The organism is Moritella sp. Urea-trap-13 (genome assembly GCF_002836355.1).
GTDB lineage: Bacteria > Pseudomonadota > Gammaproteobacteria > Enterobacterales > Moritellaceae > Moritella.
Map to the genome: position 1 here is coordinate 202,876 of NZ_PJCA01000001.1, position 21,224 is coordinate 224,099.

The following is a 21,224-nucleotide window of genomic DNA, read 5'->3' on the forward strand; positions in this document are numbered from 1 at the left end:
AACTACCTTATTTGATTTCGTTTCCGTATTCAGGTTTCATATGCTTAATGCCTTTAATTGCTTCAGCAACTTCCGGCGGCATATATTCTTCATCATGTTTAGCAAGTACTTCAGATGCACTAATAACATTAGCCGACTTTAATACGCCTTGCGCCACAATACCTTGCCCTTCACGGAATAAATCCGGCAAGATACCTTCGTATTCCAGTGTAACCAGACCACCGTTGTCATCACTTAACACAAAGCTAACCTTAAGGTCTTCCATGTTACGTGTCACTGTACCTGGCATCACTAAACCACCAATACGTAAACGCTGGCCAATTTCAGGTTTGACTTTATCTTCACCTAGACCTTCAACCAGTTGGCTTGGTGTATAGAATAAATCAATGTTCTGTTTTAACGCGTAAAGCACAAGGCCAGTCATACTACCTAAACCAATGATAATCACCAACGCTATAGATAAGCGTTTTTTACGTCTTGGGTTCACAGCGTATTCTCCATTTTTTCAGCAGCGCGCATACGTTCGATACGCAGATGCTTATTTTTAATTTCGTTAATGATTTGGCGACGTTTAACAATTGTCGCAATCGTTAGAGAGCCTAATGATAGCAAGCTAAACGCAACCGCTAGCCAGACATAAAAACCGTAACCACCCATGGCTAAAAAAGCCGAAAAGCTATCAAATTGCATGTTACTTGTCCTCGATAAATAATTTTTTCACCCAAGGTCTGTGCGACTCACGGGTAATTAATTCATTTCTAAAGCGCATCAAGGTCAAGGTACCAAACAGTAAACCGAAGCCTAATAAGTTAATCAGTAAAGGCCATAGCATATCGGTATCCATCGACGGCTTATCGAATTTACTAATCGTGGCTTTTTGATGTAGCGTATTCCACCATTCAACTGAGTAGTGAATAACGGGTAGGTTAATAACCCCCACTAACGCCAAGATACCTGCAGCACGACCGGCAAGCAGTTTGTCGCTAAACGCGCCATAAATAGCAATAACGCCAAGGTATAAAAATAATAAGATAAGTTCAGATGTTAAACGCGCATCCCATACCCACCAAGCGCCCCACATAGGTTTACCCCATACGGCACCAGTAAATAATGCAATGGCGGTAAATACAGCGCCAATCGGTGCGATTGCAGCGACAGCCATATCCGCCATTTTCAACTGCCAAACCAGACCAATAAATGCAGCAATTGCCATACTTAAATAGGCACCCATCGATAAGGATGCGGCGGGTACATGCAGATAGATAATACGGAAACTATCGCCTTGTTGATAATCGGCGGGCGCGAATACAAAACCCCAAACCATACCGATTGTCAGTGAGATCGCACTAAATAGTGCAAACCAAGGCAGCATTTTACCGGCTAAGTTATAACTTTTTTCTGGTTTTGCATAAGGATGGAGCCATTTCCACATATTAAACTCTCTACATAAATAACGGCTCAATTATATGAACCTAAACAATGATTGAAACTAACTTTACTTTTCTTTAATTAAAAGCTTTAACTAACGATTTAACTCAGGCTAACCCGTAATGACGCGGCGATGGCAAACGGAGATAAAGTAACCGATGCTGCCAGCATAGCACCTAGTATAGCAACGGGGCCAACATACGATACACCAAAACTCGCCGCATCGATGGCACTGGTTGCAAAAATCAACACCGGAATAAATAACGGCAGGATCAATAGACTCAGTAATACCCCACCTTTGCGTAAGCCAACCGTCAATGCCACGCCAATAGCACCGACAAAACTAAGTACCGGCGTACCGAGTAATAAGGTAATAAACGTCGCCGTAAAGGTATTCGCATCTAATGATAAAAATACTGCCAGCAAGGGTGAAACAAGCAAAATAGGCAAACCAGTCAATAACCAATGGGCTACGACCTTAGCGGTAACAATCAGCCCCAATGGCGTTGTCGTTAACATTAATTGTTCTAACGAACCATCGAGAAAATCATCGCGGAATAAACGTTCCATCGATAATAATGCCGATAATAATGCTGCCACCCAAATAACCCCAGGTGCAATACGTAATAACAGGTTTGGCTCTGGACCAATCCCTAAGGGAAAAAGTGTGATCACGATAATGAAAAACCACAGTGGATTTAAAATATCTGATTTACGGCGAAAAGCAGTAATGAGTTCGCGCTTAATCACCTGCATAAAAACAGCAAACATATTAATACTCGATTAAGTGTTGACGGGTTAAGGTGATCTTACGTAAGCGTCCAGCTGAGAACTGTAGATCTTGGTGCGTAGTTAACACAACGCTCCCCCCCTTGTCGGCATGTGCTAAAAATAAATTCTCTAATACCTTTACGCCACTTTTATCAATCGCCGTAAACGGTTCGTCTAAAATCCATAATTTCTGCTCAGATAGCCACAAGCGTGCTAACGCAATACGACGTTGTTGACCTGCTGAAAGGTGACAAGCGAGTTGGTCTTCATAACCAGCAAGGCCCACTTGGGCAAGAGCTTCCCAAATTTTATCTTTAGCGACAGGCGCATGCATAGCATGGTAGAAGAATAAATTTTCGAAGGCCGTAAGCTCTGCTTTCACTCCGGGTAAATGACCAAGGTAGAGTAAATCTTGATGATAACTTTCACGGTCTTCTAAGGTATCAGTGTGTTGCCAAAGGATATGGCCATCTGCGGGTGATGATAGTCCAGCTAACAAACGCAGTAGGCTGGTTTTACCGACCCCATTAGGGCCTTCAATTTGAATTATTTCACCAGCAGACACAGTGAAGCTAAGATCTGAAAATAACACGGTGTCTTCACGTATACAGCTTAAATTAACGACTTCTAACATATTTTTCATTCTTCCAGCACCAACCTGTAAGAATGTTAACATATTCCGGCTTTAAGCATAATTAAGCAACATCAAATAACCTGCCAATTATAGGTAATAAACACTACTTTTTATGGAAATTAAGTAGTAGTTCCGCTTCTGCACGTGGTAGTTCGCACTCACGCATGATTTCTTCCAAGCTTGCGCCTAATTCTACCAGCTTCACAGCTCGTGTATAAAAACGGCTATCAGGATCTTGCTGTTCCTGTGTGGTCATCTCTTCTTTCATTTCATCTTGCTGAAATTTAGTTTGCTGTAACTCCGATGCGACTCCCTGAATTGCGCCCCCCAAATTAACATTCGATGTGCTCAGTTCAATGATGCGTTTTTGCAAAGAATCACTTGATTTAGATAAATGTTTGAGCAGTAAACTATGTGTTGCCTGCAACTTAGTTAACTTACGGAATAATACAACACAACCAATAATCGCAGCAATCGCTACCGTCAGCGCAGCACCAGACAAAATCAAAGCAAGCATATTGAGTCCTTCAATAAAATAGCAATTAAAAAAAGCACTGTAACAATCATTACAGTGCTTTTCTAGATAGAAATGAGTATTAAGCTTATAAACCGCTTAATTCATCCCACTCTTCATCACTCAAAAACTTATTCAAATCAACAAGAATAAGTAGTTCGCCTTCACGGTTTGATACACCTTGAATGAACTTAGCACTTTCGTCGGTACCAACACTTGGCGCCATATCAATTTCTGAAGAACGTAAATAAACCACTTCAGCAACACCATCAACTAAAATACCAATCACTTGTTTTTCAGCTTCGATGATAACAATACGTGAGTTTTCACTTACTTCTGATGGCATCAAACCAAAACGAACACGTGTATCGATCACGGTAACAACATTGCCACGTAAATTAATAATACCAATGACGTAGTTTGGTGCACCCGGTACTGGCGCAATTTCTGTATAACGTAGTACTTCTTGTACTTGCATGACGTTAATACCGTAGATTTCATTCTCTAATTTGAATGTAACCCATTGTAGAACTTCATCTTCAGATGCATTTTCACCAAGATTTCGAGACTGACTCATGTTTTATTTCCTTCTACTTATTGCCCATGAATATTGATGCCATTATCCAGCAATTTAATCATTTCGGTTACATGTAATAATACGCACATACGTGATTTAACCATGCCAGCTAACCAAGGTCGACTACCAGGTGTACTTCGCCATTTAATATCATTACGGTTTAAAATTTCAGTACCATGCAAACTTTCACAGCCTAGTACCCAATTCGATTCACTCAGTTGGATCTGATATTTATAATCTATCGCGCCCATATTTTGCTCAGGCATAACCCATTGCGCCGTATCGACAACACTCAATTTTTGTTCTCGATGTTGGATGATACCTAAATACCAATCCGGTTTGCCAAATAGACTATTTACCGTATCGACTTGATGAATGCCACCTAACTCAGTCAAAGGCACCGCGAAAGTAACGCCTGCGACCTCAAAAAACAGCGCTTGGAAGTTTTCTTCAAGTTCAATATTTTCCCACGTAGGCTGCACTTCAACAGCTACAGGCAATGCCTCTTCAACAAGAATTACCTGTTGTGCGGGAACGTCAAATTCATCAGTGCTGAACTCTGGCCTAACAAACTCAGTGGTTAGCGCTTCAGCCTCGAAGGTATCGATAACTGGTTCAACTTTATCGGCAATGACAGTATCAACAACGACTTGCTCTACAGCCAAGTTAACTGACTCAGGCGTATCTAAAGCAGACAAGTCCATGTCTGCAAGATCGATATCAATAACAGAACCTAATAGCTGGTCAAGTTCGCTTAATGATCCCGCACTATCTGGTTCTGGAATTTTGAACTCGCTCAACGCTTGTGGCTCAACAACCGACAATAACGGCTTCACTTCGGCTTCAACAGCTTCAGCTTGAACAGGTTCGGAAAATGCGACTGTTGACTCCGCCACTTTCACTTCATCCACGACAGGTACTGACAACATCGATGAAAAATAATCATCTAACGCAGAATGTTTGTTATGTTTATCCATACATGCGCTCCTGTTGTTTCATTTCTGCCAACAAGTCTTGTAATAGCGCCCCATATGCAGCAACACCACGGCTACTACGAGAATACATAGAGGGTGGCATATGTTTTAAACTGGCATTTCTAAATTGGGTATCAATTGGTACAACTGCGCGCCAAACATGCTGGCTATAGTTTTGTTGCAATGTCTGTAATGATACCAGCGATGCTTTAGTACGGCGGTCAAACATCGTTGGGATCACCGTATATTTAAACTCATTTGCACAACTACGCTGCATGATTTCAAACGTTTTCACCATACGGTCTAACCCTTTCAGAGCTAAAAATTCCGTTTGCACAGGGACTAAAATACGATCACTGCTTGCCAATGCATTCACCATCATCACCCCAAGTACTGGCGGGCAATCTATAATGACAAAGTCATAATCATCCACGACTAAGCTGATAATGTTCTTGAGAATAAGTCCCATACCATCACGATGACCTAGGGTTCTATCCAAGGTTGCTAGCGCCATTGTCGCAGGTAATAAATTAATACCGTTATAAGGTGTTTCTATTGTCGCATTATGCACCAGTTCAGCATCAAGCGTAGGGGCAACAAAAAGATCAAACAATCCAACCGTTAAGTCATCACTGTCATAATTAAGATAGCTGGTTAAGGATGCGTGAGGGTCGGTATCAATTAATAATACGCGCTGCCCTTGCTCTGCAAGTAAACCTGCCAGTGTAATTGCAGTGGTTGTTTTTCCAACCCCACCTTTTTGATTAGCAACAGTCCAAACGTTCAACTTTACCCTACCTTATCTGCGTGTCGTTACCGACAACCGACTTCAATATTAATACGCTCTGCGATTTGTAGCAGATTAATTTGTTCATCGGCTAATCCAGCATTCACAATTGCTTGTGGCATACCATATACAACGCAAGATTGTGCATCTTGCGCCCATACCGTACTACCATGTTGTTTGAGTAATTTAGCGCCTTCTCGACCATCGGCGCCCATACCAGTTAAAACTATCGACAATACTTTATCGCGATATGACTTTGCAGCAGAACCAAATGTAATATCCACACTCGGTTTATAATTAATGCCTTCTGGACTGTCTACGACTTTCAGGTACAAGCCACCGGCTTTACTTTCGATCAAGACTTGCTTGCCACCCGGTGCTAAGTAAGCCACGCCAGGTTGTAAGCGATCACCATGTTGTGCTTCCTTTACCGTGATTTGGCATAAAGTATTCAATCGCGCTGCAAATGCCGAGGTAAATGTAGCTGGCATATGTTGAATCAGCAAAATAGGCAGTGGGAAGTCATGGCGTAAAGGGGTTAATACGTTTTGTAATGCCACCGGCCCACCAGTCGAAGAACCGATTGCCAATAAACCATATTTTTTGCCTGATGCGCGTTTTAGCACACGACTTGCGGTTGGCAATACCCGCGCTTCAGACTGACTGTTGTCGAGATGGTTAGTATGACGAGAATCTAACGAACTTAACGTATTTAAGCGATTCGTATCCGTATTGTGTCGCGCAACGATTGGCGTACTGATACGGTTATTAACAGTATTATTAGCAGTCGTACTATTAGCAATATTGCGCGTTAACGTAGGTGTAGGGATCGTGTTCTTTACTGGCGCAGCAGTCGTTATTGGCGATGTAGCGAGCGTACTACGCGGTGTTCTTAATAAACCTCGTCGTTTACTAATTTCTTTAATATTCAGCTGTAATAATCGAACCGCTTCCGCTTTATCTTTAGCAATATCTTCAAACTTTTTAGGCAAGAAGTTAGCCGCACCCGCCTCTAAGGCCTCGAATGTTGATTTAGCACCTTGATGTGTCAATGATGAAAACATTAAAATCGGGGTCGGTGTTTCTTTCATGATCACTTTAACAGCTGAAATACCATCGAGTACCGGCATTTCAATATCCATCGTGATCACATCTGGGCGTAATAACTTTGCTTGAGAGATCGCCTCTTGACCATTATTGGCAGTGCCAATAACTTCCATTTCTGGATCTGCATTAATAATTTCGCTTACTCTACGTCTGAAAAAACTAGAGTCATCAACGACTAAAACCTTTATTTTCATCTAATCTATCTACTTCAATGTGTCTACTTCAATGTAAAAGCACACAGGGGTTGCCCCCTGCATCAACAAATTAGCGTTTTGCGTAATGATTTAAGAGACTTGGAATATCCAAAATCAGCGCAATACCACCATCACTGGTAATTGTTGCACCAGCCATACCTGGCGTACCTTGTAATAAGTTGTCTAACGCTTTAATAACAACTTCTTCTTGACCAATCAGACTATCAACAACAAAACCAACTTGTTTAATACCTAACTGTACAATCACTACATGACCCAATCCACGATCATTACGTGTTGCCGTTTGTGGATCCATTTTAGTTAGCCAATCATGTAGATAAAATAACGGAATCGCTTTTTCTCTGACAATAATTGTTAACTGGTTATCCACTACGTGAGTTTTATTTAAATCAAGATGGAATATTTCATTCACACTCGTTAATGGCAATGCGAAGATCTGTTTACCTACTTCAACCATTAATGTTGGCAAAATAGCCAGTGTTAGCGGCACCTTAATGAAAATTGTCGTACCAGTACCCAGGTTTGAATCAATCGAAATAGTACCATTAAGCTTACTAATACCAGTCTTAACAACATCCATACCGACACCACGTCCAGAGATATCAGAAATCTGTTCTTTGGTTGAAAAACCGGGTGCGAAAATAAGGTTGTATGCTTCGTTATCCGAAATGCGTGCCGCTGAATCGGCGTCAAGCACACCACGGTCAATCGCAATTTGTTTTAATCGTTCAGCGTCCATACCGGCGCCATCATCAACGATTTTCAAACTAATATGGTCGCCTTCTTGTGAGGCTGATAAGGTAATATTACCTTGTCGAGATTTACCATTTTTCTCACGTACGTCTGGCATTTCAATACCGTGATCCACCGAGTTTCTCACTAAGTGAACCAGGGGATCGGCAAGTGCTTCCACTAAGTTCTTATCTAAATCAGTTTCTTCACCAACCAATTCAAGGTTAATGTCTTTCCCTAAAGTACGCGCTAAATCACGTACAACACGAGGGAAACGACCAAATACTTTTTTGATTGGTTGCATCCGTGTTTTCATTACTGCGCCTTGTAAATCGGCAGTAACCACATCAAGGTTAGACACAGCTTTGGTCATATCTTCATCATTCGTCGAAATGCCCAAGCTCACTAAACGGTTACGAACAAGTACTAACTCGCCCACCATATTCATGATTTCATCTAGCGTACGGGTATCAACTCGTACCGTTGATTCCGCTTGTGGTTTGGCTTTCTTATCTGCTTTAGCTTCGACAACTTTAGCTGGTGCAGCTTTAGCAACAGGGGCTACTGGCGTAGCAACCGCTGTTTCGATATCAACAACAGGTTGTGATAGAACCGCTGGGGTGTTTGGCGCACTGACGACATTCTTAATCATGCCAGCTGCACTTGGTGCATTACCCTTACCATACAGGTCATCAAGTAGACTTTCGAAGTCATCGTCATTAATGCCCGCGTTATTATCTGCAACAGGTGCTGCCACCTTAGGCGCCGCAGGTGTAACTGGAATAGCAGCTACATGTTGACCAACACCATGTAAGTCATCAAGTAGCTTTTCAAATTCATCATCGCTAAAGTCTGAATTTGAACTTACTGGTATCGCCACAGGTACAGGTTTACTTTCTTCAGCGTTAGCAGTAGGCGTACCACCTTTACCGTGTAACTCATCAAGTAGCTGCTCAAATTCAAGCTCAGACATACCATTAATATCAGAACTAGCAGCTGGAGTTGAAACGACAGGCGCAATGATTTTTTCAGCGACAACAGGTGTTTCAATCACAGCTGCTGGCGCAGATTCAGGTTGAGTAAGCAAATGTAGTTGATGAATCAATGCCGCATCTGCAGCAACAAGAGGCTCTCTCTGTTGAATTGCGACAAACATTTCGTTTACACAATCCAATGATTTAAGAATAACGTCCATTAACTCGGGTGTTACCGCTCTCAGTCCATTACGTAGGCCATCAAATACGTTTTCTGCACCATGGCATATATCAACGAGTTCTGATAATGCTAAAAATCCAGCGCCACCTTTAACCGTATGGAAACCCCTAAAGATTGCATTCAGCAATTCTGAGTCTTCTGGGCTTTTTTCTAAATCAACGAGTTGCTCAGAGAGTAGCTCCAGAATTTCAGATGCTTCTATCAGGAAGTCCTGTAGAATATCTTCATCAACATCAAAGCTCATCAATATCTCCCTTAAAATCCTAAACTTGACAATAAATCATCAACATCATTTTGGCCGTCTACCACATCAACACGTTCACTCGCGTTCATGATCGGACCTTCTGCCTCAATGCCACTTATTTCTTTAGATTGCTCTGCTGATTTGCTTAGCGGTTTTGCTGCTTCACCAAACATCGTCAACATTTCAACTAATTTAACTTCAACTTCTTGCACTAGATTAATCACGCGACGGATCATTTGACCAGTTAAGTCTTGGAAATCTTGTGCCATTAGAATTTCAGTTAAGTACTGTCTTAAACTATCGGCATCAGAAACTGAAACTTGAAGGAAATCATCTAATAAATTACAAAGTTCTTTAAATTGACCGAGTTGCAAATCACGATTCATCAAGCTCTTCCAATTTGGCATCACTTGTTGAATACGATCGTTAAAGCTATCGGCGATTGGCAAGCAAGCTTCTACCGCATCCATGGTTCGGTTTGCCGCTTTATCCGTCATCTCGATCACGTAGTTTAAACGCTCTCGTGCATCAGGAAATTCGTCGTTAGCCAAGCTTTCAATACGCGTATCTAATTGGAAGTCTTCTAATGAATCATGTAGCTGGCGCGTTAACACACCGACTTTTTCAAAAAGCGCATCAGAATTTGTATTTTGAATATCGGTAATGATGTCATTTGCCATTTCAATCTGGTTACACTCTAACAGCGCCACCAATTCTTTAGCTTTTTCCAATGAAATCAAAGACTCTAGTTGTTCACTCATACTCATCCTTGATTATTGAATTCGTTCGAAGATCTTCTCTAATTTTTCTTTTAATGTCGCTGCTGTGAATGGTTTGATAATGTAACCATTTACACCTGATTGTGCAGCTTCAATTATTTGTTCACGTTTCGCTTCTGCAGTAACCATCAATACTGGAATATGGCAAAGCGCTTGATCCTTACGGATCTCTTTCAGCAGATCAATACCTTGCATTCCAGGCATATTCCAGTCAGTGACAACAAAGTCATAATCGCCATTTTTAAGCATAGGTAGCGCGGTGTTACCATCATCAGCTTCGTAAGTATTACTAAAACCAAGGTCACGCAAGAGGTTTTTAATGATACGTCTCATCGTAGAAAAATCATCAACGATAAGAATTTTAATTTGCTTTTTCAAGTTGCTCTCCAAAATAAGTAATTACAATATTTACCGGTCCTGATACCCATAAATATATTACTTCAATACTCAGGTACTAAATAAATAGTACCCATTAAACTTAATCATCAATCCAGGCATGCATGCGTGCTTTAACACGATGCATTGCTTGACTGTGTATTTGACTTACTCGAGATTCACTGACACTAAGCACTTCCCCAATCTCTCTTAGGTTTAACTCTTCATCATAATAAAGCGATAAAACTAAGCTTTCTCTTTCTGGTAATGTTTTAATGCAATCAGCCAGTGCTTGCTGAAAACGTTGGTCAGAAAAATCAGCACAAGGGGTACTTGATTTACCTTCATAAGCTGAATAAGCGTCTTCATTACTGACTGTCAAATCTTCAACCGCCAATATATGCCCACTATTAACATCCATCAACATACTATGGTAGTCAGTCAAGCTCACGCCTAATTCGCCAGCAACATCGGTATCTTTTGCATCCGTTCCCGTTTGTTTTTCGATCCGATCAATGGCCGCTGCAATATCACGACCATTTTTATGCACAGATCTTGGTACCCAATCTCCACGTCTCATTTCATCAATCATTGAGCCGCGAATACGAATACCCGCATACGTTTCAAAACTAGCCCCTTTAGAGCCATCAAAGTTACGCGCAGCATCCAGTAACCCAATCATACCCGATTGGATTAAATCATCTAACTGAACACTCGGTGGCAAACGTAGAAGCAAGTGATGGGCAATTCGTTTTACTAAAAAACTGAATTGCTCAACAGCCTGATTCTGTTGCGACTGGATGTTAGTGTAAGCGGATGCCTTATTCACTTCAATCTTCTACCCTGGCTTTGTTCTCAAACAGGTTCTCAATGAAAAACTCTAGATGACCACCGGCTTTATTCGGTACCGGCCAAGTAGCAGCTTTACTTGCCAATGCTCTAAACGCAAGTGAGGCAGGTGCTTTTGGAAACGCCTCTACCACCACTTTTTGTTTACGCACAGCTTGACGAACACTGTTATCAAACGGAATACAAGCAACAAGTTCTAATGTTGCATCTAAAAATCTGTCGGTAACACGAGTTAACTTAGTAAATAATTCTTGGCCTTCACGTAGACTGCGTACCATGTTGGCGACAATCTTAAAACGATGAACACCGTGTTCTTTAGATAATAATTTAATTAACGCATAAGCATCGGTAATCGATGTTGGTTCATCACACACCACCATCAAGATATCTTGTGAAGCACGGCAAAAACTTAATACCATGTCCGAAATACCTGCGGCAGTATCGACTAATAACACATCAATAGGTGTTTTTAGCTCGCCAAAAGCGCGAATTAAACCTGCATGCTCTTGCACCGATAACTCAACCATCGAACGCGTACCCGATGTTGCAGGTGCGATCAAAATACCGTTGGGGCCTTCAATCAAAATATCGTCTAATGTACATTCTCCCGATATCACGTGAGAGATATTTTTGTGTACGCGTAAGCCGAGTAAAACATCGACATTTGCCAATCCAAGATCGGCATCTAAAACCATCACTCGCTTGCCTTGAGCCGCGAGTGCTACTGCCATGTTCAGTGTTACGTTGGTTTTACCTACGCCACCTTTACCACCTGAAACGGCAATAACTTTAACTTTTTTGTTATTACTCATTTGTCTTAGACCACTTGCTTGATCGAAAAAAATATTTTTATTCATTACTATTTATCATCGCCTAACCAAAAATGGGTGTCGTTTTGTTCTTCGAGTGTATCTCTGTTGAGTACAGTGTTCACTAATTGCTGTGCATTAGCAGAATCTATATCTTCAGGTACTCTCTGCCCATTCGTTATATAAGCAATCGGCAGTTGGTGTTGTATTAATACACTTAAAATCTCACCAAGACTTAAACTTTCATCCACTTTACTTAAAATACAGCCCGCTAACGGGATATGGTGAAAATGCTCGAGTGTTTCCTGTACGACCCTACGCTGAGAAGTAGCTGGGACAACTAAATAGTTACGAATCACGACTTTTTCATTATTGACTAATGTCTTTAACTGTTCAGATAAACGCGTATCGCGCTGACCCATACCAGCTGTGTCAATCAAAACTAACCGCTTACTACGTAATTGATACAAGTATTGTGCCAATTCCGCATCATCACGTGCAACTTTGACTGTACAGCCCATTATACGACCATAAGTCGCTAATTGTTCGTGTGCACCGATACGATATGTATCCGTTGTGATCAACGCGACATTATCGGAACCATGCATCATGGCAAATTTTGCCGCTAATTTGGCGATTGTTGTCGTTTTACCGACACCAGTTGGACCAACTAAGGCAACGGCGCCACCTTTACTTAAAATATCATCTTTGGCAATTAGGACATTATCTATTAACAGCGCTTGAATTTGATCCCAAGCCGATTCTATTGAACAGTTTTCTGCCACACAATTTGCCAACTGATCGGCAATTTCTTCAGTAAAACCAATTTTAACCAAATGCTTAATTAACATAGCACGAATAGGTTCGTTACGTTCAACTTCCTGCCACTGTAAGCCTGATACTTGATGCTCGAGCAGCTGCCGGATTGAAGCAAGCTCTGCTTTCATTGCACTGATATCTTGCTGGTTATCTGCTTTTGGCGCAGTTGACTCAAACTGATTATAGCCATTTTGCTGTGGCTTCTTCGCCATACCATCACGCATTTCATTTTGTTCAGCGAGCGTGGCAGGTGCTGACTTTGGTGGTTCAGCGAAACGTCGAGACACAGGTTTATTTAAAAAACTGGTATCCCAATTACTTTCTTCACCCTTGTCATCATTATTTATTGCTTGCGACATCTGCTGTTTATGTTCTTGCTGCCTTGCCAGTAGGCTCGCTAATGAGTCATTTTTCGCCGCAGCTTGCTCAGGTTCAGCTTGTTGCGACATTTCGCTATTCATTAACTTCTTGAAACTAAATTTAGATGCCGATAAATTGACGGAGTCTTCAGAAAGTTGACGGTTCGTCTTATTCGTTACTGGTGCTTGTTCCGCTGCGGGTTTAGGGGCAGCAGGTTTACTTTCAGAGAAATCCACAGCAGCAACAATTTCGATGCCACCGGTGACCTTTTTGTTAGACATAATTACAGCGTCAGGGCCAAGAACCTCTTTGACTTCAGCCAATGCCGATCGCATATCTTTGGCAAAAAAGCGCTTTATTTTCAACTTATCATCCTTAGTACTGTTCGCTACTGTAATTTATTAACGCGTTATTGACCGACAACACTAACAATTCGGATCTGCTTATCATCGGGAACCTCTTGGTACGACAATACCCGTAATGACGGAATCGAGAATTTCACAAATTTCGCCAATGTTGACCTTAATACCCCAGACGTTAATAAGATTGCTGGTTGCCCAGCTAATTCTTGATTCTGTGCAACTTCGGCTAATGACGTTTGCATACGTTCTGCTAATCCAGGTTCAATACCAGCACCTTCACTACCTGCAGCCTGCAAAGACTGGTGTAATATTTGTTCTAATTCCGGAGCCAGTGTAACGACAGGCAATTCACTATCGATACCATTAATATCCTGAACAATCATACGACGTAAGCTGACACGACAAGCAGAAATTAATACTTCTGGATCTTGTGTTTTAGTGCCATATTCTGCCATTGTTTCGACAATAGTACGTATATCTCTAATGGGTACATTATCATGTAATAGCCCTTTTAGTACTTTCACTACCACACCGAGTGGTAAAATCTCAGGCACTAAACTTTCAACCAACTTCGGATGTGTTTTTGCTAACACATCTAATAAATTCTGCACTTCTTCATAGCCGAGTAACTGCGCCGCATTGTTTAACAGTAATTGACTCAAGTGTGTCGCAACAACCGTAGCTGAGTCAACCGCTGTATAGCCCAAGGTTTGCGCTTGATCACGCTGTTGAGGGTTGATCCACAACGCGGGTAAACCAAAAGCCGGATCTATGGTTGAAATGCCATCAATTTTACCGTAAACCTGACCAGGGTTAATCGCTAACTCTTTATCATGGAATATTTCAATTTCGCCATTTGATACCCCCATGATGTTAATACTATAACAATTTGGTGGTAGGTCTAAGTTGTCACGAATATGTACCGCGGGTACCAAGAAACCTAATTCTTGTGACAGTTTTTTACGCACACCCTTAATACGATTTAATAATTCGCCACCTTGGCTCTTATCAACCATAGGGATAAGACGATAACCCACTTCCAAACCGATAGTATCGACGGGTTTAACATCCCCCCAATCAAGGTCTTTTTGGTCATTGAGATTCGCTTCAATCGCCGCATCTTCAGGAATGTTATTTTTGTTTTCTTCGCGTTCAGCTTGTTTTTTCATTAACCACCAAGCCCAACCACCGGTTATCACACCAAAGCCAATAAAAGCCAGGTGCGGCATACCCGGTACTAGACCCATCACGGTCATAATCACGCCAACAACCGCTAATGCTTTCGGGTTAGCAATCATTTGGCTACTGACTTGTGTACCCAGTTTTTCATCTTTATTCTGACGGGTAACAATAATCGCCGCAGCAATAGATAACAGTAATGATGGGATTTGCGCAACCAGACCATCACCTATGGTCAGTAAGGTATAAATTCGACTGGCTTCAGAGAAACTCAGATCATGTTGCATAATACCAATGATTAAACCACCGATAATATTGATAAATAAAATCAATAAACCCGCAACCGCATCACCTTTTACAAATTTACTGGCACCATCCATCGAACCATAAAAATCAGCTTCTTCAGTCACCTCTGCACGCCGCTGTTTGGCTTGCTCTTGGTCAATAATGCCCGCGTTTAAATCGGCATCAATCGCCATCTGTTTACCTGGCATCGCATCCAAGGTAAAACGCGCGCTTACTTCCGAGATACGACCCGCACCTTTGGTCACTACCGCAAAGTTAATAATCATCAGGATCATAAATACGATCAGACCAACCGCCAAATTTCCGCCGATAACCACAGAACCAAAAGCGTCAATCACCTTACCGGCAGCATCACCACCATTATGGCCTTCCAATAACACCACTCGAGTCGAGGCGACATTAAGGGCTAAACGCAGTAGTGTTGCAATTAACAGTACCGTCGGAAAGGCTGCAAATTCAAGGGGTTTATTTACATATACAGAAACAAGTAAGACTAATAACGACAACGCGATATTAAAAGAAAAGAAGATATCTAACAGGAATGCAGGTATCGGTAATACAACCATACCTAATGTAGCTAGTACCACTATCGGGGTGCCGATATTTTCTAGCGCTACCGTTCTTTTACCCCAGATTTTGGATAGATTTGTTGCTACTTGCATTCGAAGACCTCAAAAAATTATGCTCGCTAGTATAAAGCAATAATCATACCGATGGCAAAAGCATTAGCGGTCTTAACAGCAAAATGGCATTAATATTTCAAATCATCAGGTATATCCATGGCTTTTGGCAAGGGTTTCGGGCGATTACCTTTACGCTGCTTAAATTGTTCAAGTTGATAGACGTAAGCGAGGATCTGAGCCACCGCAATAAACAACCCTTCAGGGATGGGGTCATCAATCTCGGTAGAATGATAAATAGCACGAGTTAAGGCCGCTGACTCTAAAATCGGCACTTGATGTGCCTTGGCCATTTCTCGAATTCGAAATGCCGCGTGATCGACACCTTTTGCCACGACTTTAGGGGCGGAGCTCCCCGACTTCTCATATTTTAACGCGACAGAGTAATGGGTCGGGTTGGTAATAATAACATCCGCATCAGGTACATTACCCATCATACGACGCTGTGAGACCTCCATCTGCATTTGTCTTATCTTGCCTTTAAGCTGTGGATTACCATTCACATCTTTCATTTCATCTTTGACTTCTTGCTTAGTCATGCGCAATTCTTTGGCGTGTTTCCAATATTGATAAGGTACATCAATCGCCACAATAATAATCAAAGACGCACATAGCCAAATGAAGACATCTGTCAAGAAGGCTAACGATTCGATAATCGAGATGTGTAATGGTTGAAGACTAAATTCCATGATCTGTAAGAATTGATTTTTTAGCACCATCAAGGCGATGGTGACTACCACCGTGACCTTGGCAATTGATTTAATCAATTCCACCATGGCCTGCGGGCCCATCATTCTTTTAATCCCAGCTTTAGGCGACATTTTAGATGCTTTCGGGCGAATCGACTCACCACTAAAGACCACGCCCCCCATGATAATATTACCGACAATACCGGCAAAAAATCCCACGATCATAATACCAAACAAGGGCCAGAATAACGGTTTAATACTCATTTTCACAATTTCGAGCAAAATATCAGCGTTGAATATTTCTTCACGCTTAAGTTTGAATAACTGGGTCATATTGGTAACAAGCGCACGCGCTAATGCATCACCAAAAGCTAGGAAAGCAGCACCTGTCGCCGTCAGTACAAAGGTCGTCGCCAGTTCTTTCGAACGTACTACCTGACCTTTTTCCCTGGCTTGGGTGAGCTTTTTCTCGGTGGCGTCTTCGGTTTGTTCTTGACCGTCTTTTTCAGCCATGAGGAAATACCTTTATCCTAACGTGATGAGTAGCGCTAATATGCACAAGCATTGTTAAGCAGCGAACAAATCAGTTCACCGGCTCTTTGCCATTGCGCATCAAAATGGAACATAAAGCTCTTTAATGATAAATAAATAATAAATAAACCCGCGACCATACCAACCGCAAAACCTAAACTAAATACGTTTAACTGTGGCGCCGCTTTGGTCATAACACCAAACGAAAAATTAATCACCAGCATAGCAACAACTGCTGATAATGACATACTCAAGGCTGCAGCCATCATCACCGACATCCAGCCTGCTATTTCATAATATTGTATTGCCACTAAGCCTGACGCAGAAACCGGCAAGGTATCAAACGATTTAACCACGGTTTCGATCATAAACAAATGACCGTTAACAGATAAGTAAACTAGCGTGCCTAATAAAATATAGATTTGGCCGATCACCGGAGACGTCTGCCCCGAACTAGGATCTGCCATAGAGGCAAAACCTAAGCTGGTTTGCATTGCAATAATCTGCCCAGCGACCACAAAAGTTTGAATCAACATCAAAGTCACAAAACCAACCGCGATACCAATCAAACTTTGTTGTAGGATTATCATAAAACTGGTTAACGAAAACAGGTCAACATTCGGCATCGGCGGTAATACTGGCGCTACCATAGCGGTTAAAGCGAGGCAATAAAATAACCGGATCATGACGGGAGTGGTTTTAGCACCACTGACTATCATGACCATGACCATGCCAGATAGGCGAGCAAACGGCCAAATATAACTGGCCAAAAACGTCATGATATCAGCAGATAAAATTTCCACTAATTAACCTACAACTTGTGGGATCTGGAGCATCATATTGGTAAAGAATTCCATCAGACGGCCAAAGCCCCAATGCGCACCATAAATAAGCGCTAATAAGGTAGCAATTAAACGCGGTAAGAAACTCAGCGTTTGTTCATTAATAGACGTTGCAGCCTGAAATACAGACACAACCAAACCCACAATCAGACCGGGTACAACAACCGCGCACACCAGCAATAATACCGTCCATAAGGCCTGTCGGAATATATCTACAAAGACTTCAGGTGCCATGGCACTGCTCCCAACTATTTATTAACTGATTTATGAATCGGCTTATGAACTGACTTATGAACCGATTGCCGAGCTTGTTTACAAACGGACTGATGAACTTGCATGAGCATTGGTATGAAGGTGGATATATGAAGGGCGTCGTCATAATCCAAAACTGCTTGCCAGCGTCCCCATAATAAGGCTCCAGCCATCAACAAGTACAAACAACATCAACTTAAAGGGTAAAGATACAATCATAGGCGATAACATCATCATACCCATGGCCATCAAGATACTCGCCACTACCAAGTCAATAATCAAAAAGGGAATGAACACCATAAAACCAATTTGAAAAGCGGTTTTCAATTCACTGGTCACAAAGGCAGGGATCAATACCCTAAAAGGCACTTCTTCCGGAGAGTTAGCTTCCACTTTAGCAATACGCATAAAGGTATCAATGTCAGTCACACGAGTTTGCGCTAGCATAAATTTTTGCATAGGCAGTTTAGCCTGTTCAAAGGCTTGTATCGAGGTGAGTTCTTCATTCAAATAAGGCTGCAGGGCATTATCATTGATGCGCTCAAATACTGGCGACATAATGAAAAAAGACAAGAATAAAGTGATGCCAACTAATACTTGGTTAGACGGGCTCTGCTGTAAACCCAGGGCTTGACGTAAAATAGACAACACAATGATGATCCGGGTAAACGAGGTCATCATAATCAACGCGGCAGGAATAAAACTCAACGCCGTCATCATAGCTAAAATTTGCAATGACACCGAGTATTCTTGCGAGCCATCGTTGTTGGTGATGAGTTTCACCGCCGACATTACCGAGTTATCGGCCCAGGCAGCAGAGGTAAATAATACCAATATTAATGCCAGTAAGATCGTAAACTTATTTTTCATTATGCTGTTTCATCATCAGGGCTAATTTAGTAGCAAATGGATTGAGTTCTGGCTGACTATTGACCAAGGGTTCTGACAATTCTTTGAGTAGGTTTATTTGTTGGCCAGTCACGCCTAAAAGTACTTGCTCAGCGCCGACTTGTACTACCATGATACGTTCTTTAGGCCCCAGTGGTAACGTCGCTATAACTTGTAGCTGTTGATGGTTACTACCAAATACTCGAGACTTCTTGGCAATCCAAGCTAACATCACGATAACCGCAATAACCACAAACAGTGATAATAGCCACTGCAGCATATCGAGATCATTCATACTATTTAAGCTTTTTAATACGTTCGGTTTGACTGATCACATCAGTTAAACGAATACCAAATTTATCGTTCACCACAACTACTTCGCCATGGGCGATAAGTGTGCCATTAACCATGACGTCGAGTGGCTCACCAGCAATACGATCAAGTTCAACAACAGAGCCTTGGTTTAACTGTAATAAATTACGAATACTAATTTTACTACGACCCACTTCCATCGAAATCACGACAGGAATATCAAGAATACTATCTAACTTTTGCTGATGCTCAGCCGAGAATGTATTGTCGTCGTTGTTAAAATCTTCTAATTCAGTCGCTTCAACATGGCTTTGCTCTGCCATTGCAGCCGCCCAGTCATTTGCCATCTGATCTTGATCTGCACTCATTTCGAACCCTTATTTTTCATCGTTGTCATCGTTGTCATCGCCTAAATTCAATAAGCCACCACGTAATGCTACATGGTCGATATCAGATTTAGTTAAATTACTTACTTTTAGTTTTTTACTAATCTTAACCGCTACATTATCTTTATTCCGACCTAGTTTGGCCTTATAGCTAGGTAAGTCTTCAATAAATACCGTGAGTTCTTCAGGCATATCAACTGGGATGATATCCCCTGCTTTTAACTCCATGATTTGCCCTAGCGTTAGCTCAGTTTCAAGTAATCGAGTGCTAAGCTCTACCGGTACATCTAAGATCTCTTCTTGTAATGCCGAACTCCAGCGCTCATCGGTATCTTCTTTATCACTTTGCACACCGGCATCAAGTAATTCTCGAATTGGCTCTAACATCGAATACGGCATAGTAATATGGAAATCACCACCGCCGCCATCAAGCTCAATATGGAATGAACTCACCACCACTACTTCTGTAGGGCTAACAATATTAGCCATTGCTGGATTTACTTCCGAATCAAGGTATTCGAACTCAGAGTCCATAACCGGCGCCCATGCTTCATGATAATCTTCAAACACTATCTTCAATAACATTTGAATAATACGACGTTCTGTTGGGGTAAATTCTCGGCCTTCAATTTTCGCATGATAACGACCATCACCACCAAAGAAGTTTTCAACCAAAATAAACACTAAACGTGCTTCCATGGTCACTAACGCGGTGCCTTTTAATGGTCGAAAACGCACCATATTCAAACTCGTCGGTACAAATAACGTATGTACGTACTCACCAAATTTGAGCATCTGTACGCCATTAATTGAGACTTCAGCAGTACGACGCATCATATTAAAGAGACTGATCCGCATGTGACGAGCGAAACGTTCATTAACCAACTCCAACGTTGGCATACGACCACGCACAATACGGTCTTGCGATGAAAAGTCAAAATCAACAATACTGGCACTGTCTTCGACGGTGTCAAATTCATCTTCTTCAACATCATCAACACCATGTAATAGCGCATCGATCTCGTCTTGGCTTAATAAATCACTCACACTTAACCTACTGCATTACAAAACCAGAAAACAGGATTTTTTCAATCGCCGCGACTCCGGTATATTTTGTCAAAATTTCATTCACACTCGTTAATGAGTCCGTACGTACTAATTCTTTACCTTGATAGGTTGCTAATTGCTGCTCTGTTGTGGCGCTAAAGACTTGCAGCAATGTACTTTCAATTAGCGGTAAATTGGCTTTCGCTAATTCTTGATTATTACTGCCTCGTACCATTAGTTGCACTTTTATCTGTACTAAGCGCTCGCGCTTTAATCCGATAACATTAAAAACAAAAGGACGCGGTAGGGCAACGTAATAAGCAATCTGGTCAGATTTTTTATCGACAATTTGAGTGACTACTCCAGCACTATCTTCGACAACACTATCGTCATCACTTAATAAGAAAAATGCCGCACCGCCACCACCAAGCGCCAATATTAAAATTACAGCAATAATAATGATTTTCTTATTACCTTTACCTTTTTCGTCTAGTTTCAAATCTTTGTCGTCGGCCATTATGGTCCTTAAATCGAATGTGCTATTGCGCTATATGAATGCTG

General features: G+C 41.6%; 25 protein-coding genes. All 25 read right to left on the reverse strand.

Going from position 1 to position 21,224, the window contains the following annotated elements; genetic code table 11:
• Positions 1–7: 7 nt before the first annotated feature.
• Entirely contained in the window at positions 8–487 is a 480-nt protein-coding gene (ccmE, locus tag CXF93_RS00840) for a cytochrome c maturation protein CcmE (protein WP_101060429.1), read from the reverse strand.
• Positions 484–690, reverse strand: coding sequence for a heme exporter protein CcmD (gene ccmD, locus CXF93_RS00845; RefSeq protein WP_101060430.1), 207 nt, complete (start codon positions 688–690; stop codon positions 484–486). Before ccmD ends, ccmE begins: the two co-directional genes overlap by 4 nt.
• A 1-nt stretch (position 691) precedes the next feature.
• Positions 692–1,432 carry a heme ABC transporter permease gene (locus tag CXF93_RS00850; protein ID WP_017220951.1) on the reverse strand — a complete coding sequence of 247 codons (741 nt, stop codon included), beginning with the start codon at positions 1,430–1,432 and terminating at the stop codon, positions 692–694.
• A gap of 98 nt (positions 1,433–1,530) precedes the next feature.
• Positions 1,531–2,199, reverse strand: a complete 669-nt coding sequence (gene ccmB, locus CXF93_RS00855; RefSeq protein ID WP_101060431.1) for a heme exporter protein CcmB — start codon at positions 2,197–2,199, stop codon at positions 1,531–1,533.
• 1 nt (position 2,200) lies between these two features.
• Positions 2,201–2,842, reverse strand: a complete 642-nt coding sequence (ccmA, locus tag CXF93_RS00860) for a cytochrome c biogenesis heme-transporting ATPase CcmA (protein WP_198551554.1) — start codon at positions 2,840–2,842, stop codon at positions 2,201–2,203.
• Positions 2,843–2,936: 94 nt separating this feature from the next.
• Entirely contained in the window at positions 2,937–3,350 is a 414-nt protein-coding gene (locus tag CXF93_RS00865; RefSeq protein WP_101060432.1) for a DUF2802 domain-containing protein, read from the reverse strand.
• Positions 3,351–3,435: 85 nt separating this feature from the next.
• Complete coding sequence (locus CXF93_RS00870; RefSeq protein WP_101060433.1) at positions 3,436–3,924, reverse strand: chemotaxis protein CheW; 489 nt, start codon at positions 3,922–3,924, stop codon at positions 3,436–3,438.
• A 17-nt stretch (positions 3,925–3,941) separates the two neighbouring features.
• Positions 3,942–4,901, reverse strand: a complete 960-nt coding sequence (locus CXF93_RS00875) for a chemotaxis protein CheW (RefSeq protein ID WP_101060434.1) — start codon at positions 4,899–4,901, stop codon at positions 3,942–3,944.
• Positions 4,894–5,685, reverse strand: coding sequence for a ParA family protein (locus tag CXF93_RS00880; protein WP_101060435.1), 792 nt, complete (start codon positions 5,683–5,685; stop codon positions 4,894–4,896). Before CXF93_RS00880 ends, CXF93_RS00875 begins: the two co-directional genes overlap by 8 nt.
• Before the next feature lie 26 nt (positions 5,686–5,711).
• Entirely contained in the window at positions 5,712–6,986 is a 1,275-nt protein-coding gene (locus tag CXF93_RS00885; protein WP_101060436.1) for a chemotaxis response regulator protein-glutamate methylesterase, read from the reverse strand.
• Positions 6,987–7,056: 70 nt separating this feature from the next.
• Positions 7,057–9,198 carry a chemotaxis protein CheA gene (locus CXF93_RS00890; RefSeq protein WP_101060437.1) on the reverse strand — a complete coding sequence of 714 codons (2,142 nt, stop codon included), beginning with the start codon at positions 9,196–9,198 and terminating at the stop codon, positions 7,057–7,059.
• An 11-nt stretch (positions 9,199–9,209) separates the two neighbouring features.
• Positions 9,210–9,959, reverse strand: a complete 750-nt coding sequence (locus CXF93_RS00895) for a protein phosphatase CheZ (RefSeq protein WP_101060438.1) — start codon at positions 9,957–9,959, stop codon at positions 9,210–9,212.
• A 12-nt stretch (positions 9,960–9,971) separates the two neighbouring features.
• Positions 9,972–10,355, reverse strand: coding sequence for a chemotaxis response regulator CheY (gene cheY, locus CXF93_RS00900; RefSeq protein WP_017220961.1), 384 nt, complete (start codon positions 10,353–10,355; stop codon positions 9,972–9,974).
• A 100-nt stretch (positions 10,356–10,455) separates the two neighbouring features.
• Positions 10,456–11,181, reverse strand: a complete 726-nt coding sequence (locus CXF93_RS00905; protein ID WP_101060439.1) for an RNA polymerase sigma factor FliA — start codon at positions 11,179–11,181, stop codon at positions 10,456–10,458.
• Between the two features lies 1 nt (position 11,182).
• Positions 11,183–12,058: a MinD/ParA family protein gene (locus CXF93_RS00910; RefSeq protein ID WP_101060440.1), complete on the reverse strand. Its 876-nt coding sequence runs from the start codon at positions 12,056–12,058 to the stop codon at positions 11,183–11,185.
• A gap of 2 nt (positions 12,059–12,060) precedes the next feature.
• On the reverse strand, positions 12,061–13,554 hold the full coding sequence (gene flhF / locus CXF93_RS00915; RefSeq protein WP_101060441.1) for a flagellar biosynthesis protein FlhF: 1,494 nt from the start codon (positions 13,552–13,554) through the stop codon (positions 12,061–12,063).
• A gap of 44 nt (positions 13,555–13,598) precedes the next feature.
• Positions 13,599–15,698, reverse strand: coding sequence for a flagellar biosynthesis protein FlhA (gene flhA, locus CXF93_RS00920; RefSeq protein WP_101060442.1), 2,100 nt, complete (start codon positions 15,696–15,698; stop codon positions 13,599–13,601).
• Positions 15,699–15,787: 89 nt separating this feature from the next.
• Positions 15,788–16,918 (reverse strand): flagellar biosynthesis protein FlhB, encoded by a 1,131-nt coding sequence (flhB, locus tag CXF93_RS00925; protein ID WP_101060443.1) that lies wholly within the window; start codon positions 16,916–16,918, stop codon positions 15,788–15,790.
• 35 nt (positions 16,919–16,953) lie between these two features.
• On the reverse strand, positions 16,954–17,739 hold the full coding sequence (fliR, locus tag CXF93_RS00930) for a flagellar biosynthetic protein FliR (RefSeq protein ID WP_101060444.1): 786 nt from the start codon (positions 17,737–17,739) through the stop codon (positions 16,954–16,956).
• 3 nt (positions 17,740–17,742) lie between these two features.
• A complete protein-coding gene (gene fliQ, locus CXF93_RS00935; RefSeq protein WP_101060445.1) occupies positions 17,743–18,012 on the reverse strand; it encodes a flagellar biosynthesis protein FliQ in 270 nt (89 codons plus the stop codon).
• 141 nt (positions 18,013–18,153) lie between these two features.
• Complete coding sequence (fliP, locus tag CXF93_RS00940; RefSeq protein ID WP_101060446.1) at positions 18,154–18,900, reverse strand: flagellar type III secretion system pore protein FliP; 747 nt, start codon at positions 18,898–18,900, stop codon at positions 18,154–18,156.
• Positions 18,890–19,213 carry a flagellar biosynthetic protein FliO gene (gene fliO / locus CXF93_RS00945; RefSeq protein ID WP_101060447.1) on the reverse strand — a complete coding sequence of 108 codons (324 nt, stop codon included), beginning with the start codon at positions 19,211–19,213 and terminating at the stop codon, positions 18,890–18,892. The genes fliP and fliO overlap by 11 nt, the downstream gene beginning before the upstream one ends.
• A gap of 1 nt (position 19,214) precedes the next feature.
• Positions 19,215–19,598, reverse strand: a complete 384-nt coding sequence (fliN, locus tag CXF93_RS00950) for a flagellar motor switch protein FliN (protein ID WP_101060448.1) — start codon at positions 19,596–19,598, stop codon at positions 19,215–19,217.
• A 9-nt stretch (positions 19,599–19,607) separates the two neighbouring features.
• Positions 19,608–20,663, reverse strand: a complete 1,056-nt coding sequence (gene fliM / locus CXF93_RS00955) for a flagellar motor switch protein FliM (RefSeq protein WP_101060449.1) — start codon at positions 20,661–20,663, stop codon at positions 19,608–19,610.
• A gap of 7 nt (positions 20,664–20,670) precedes the next feature.
• A complete protein-coding gene (fliL, locus tag CXF93_RS00960; protein WP_101060450.1) occupies positions 20,671–21,180 on the reverse strand; it encodes a flagellar basal body-associated protein FliL in 510 nt (169 codons plus the stop codon).
• Between the last annotated feature and the right edge of the window lie 44 nt (positions 21,181–21,224).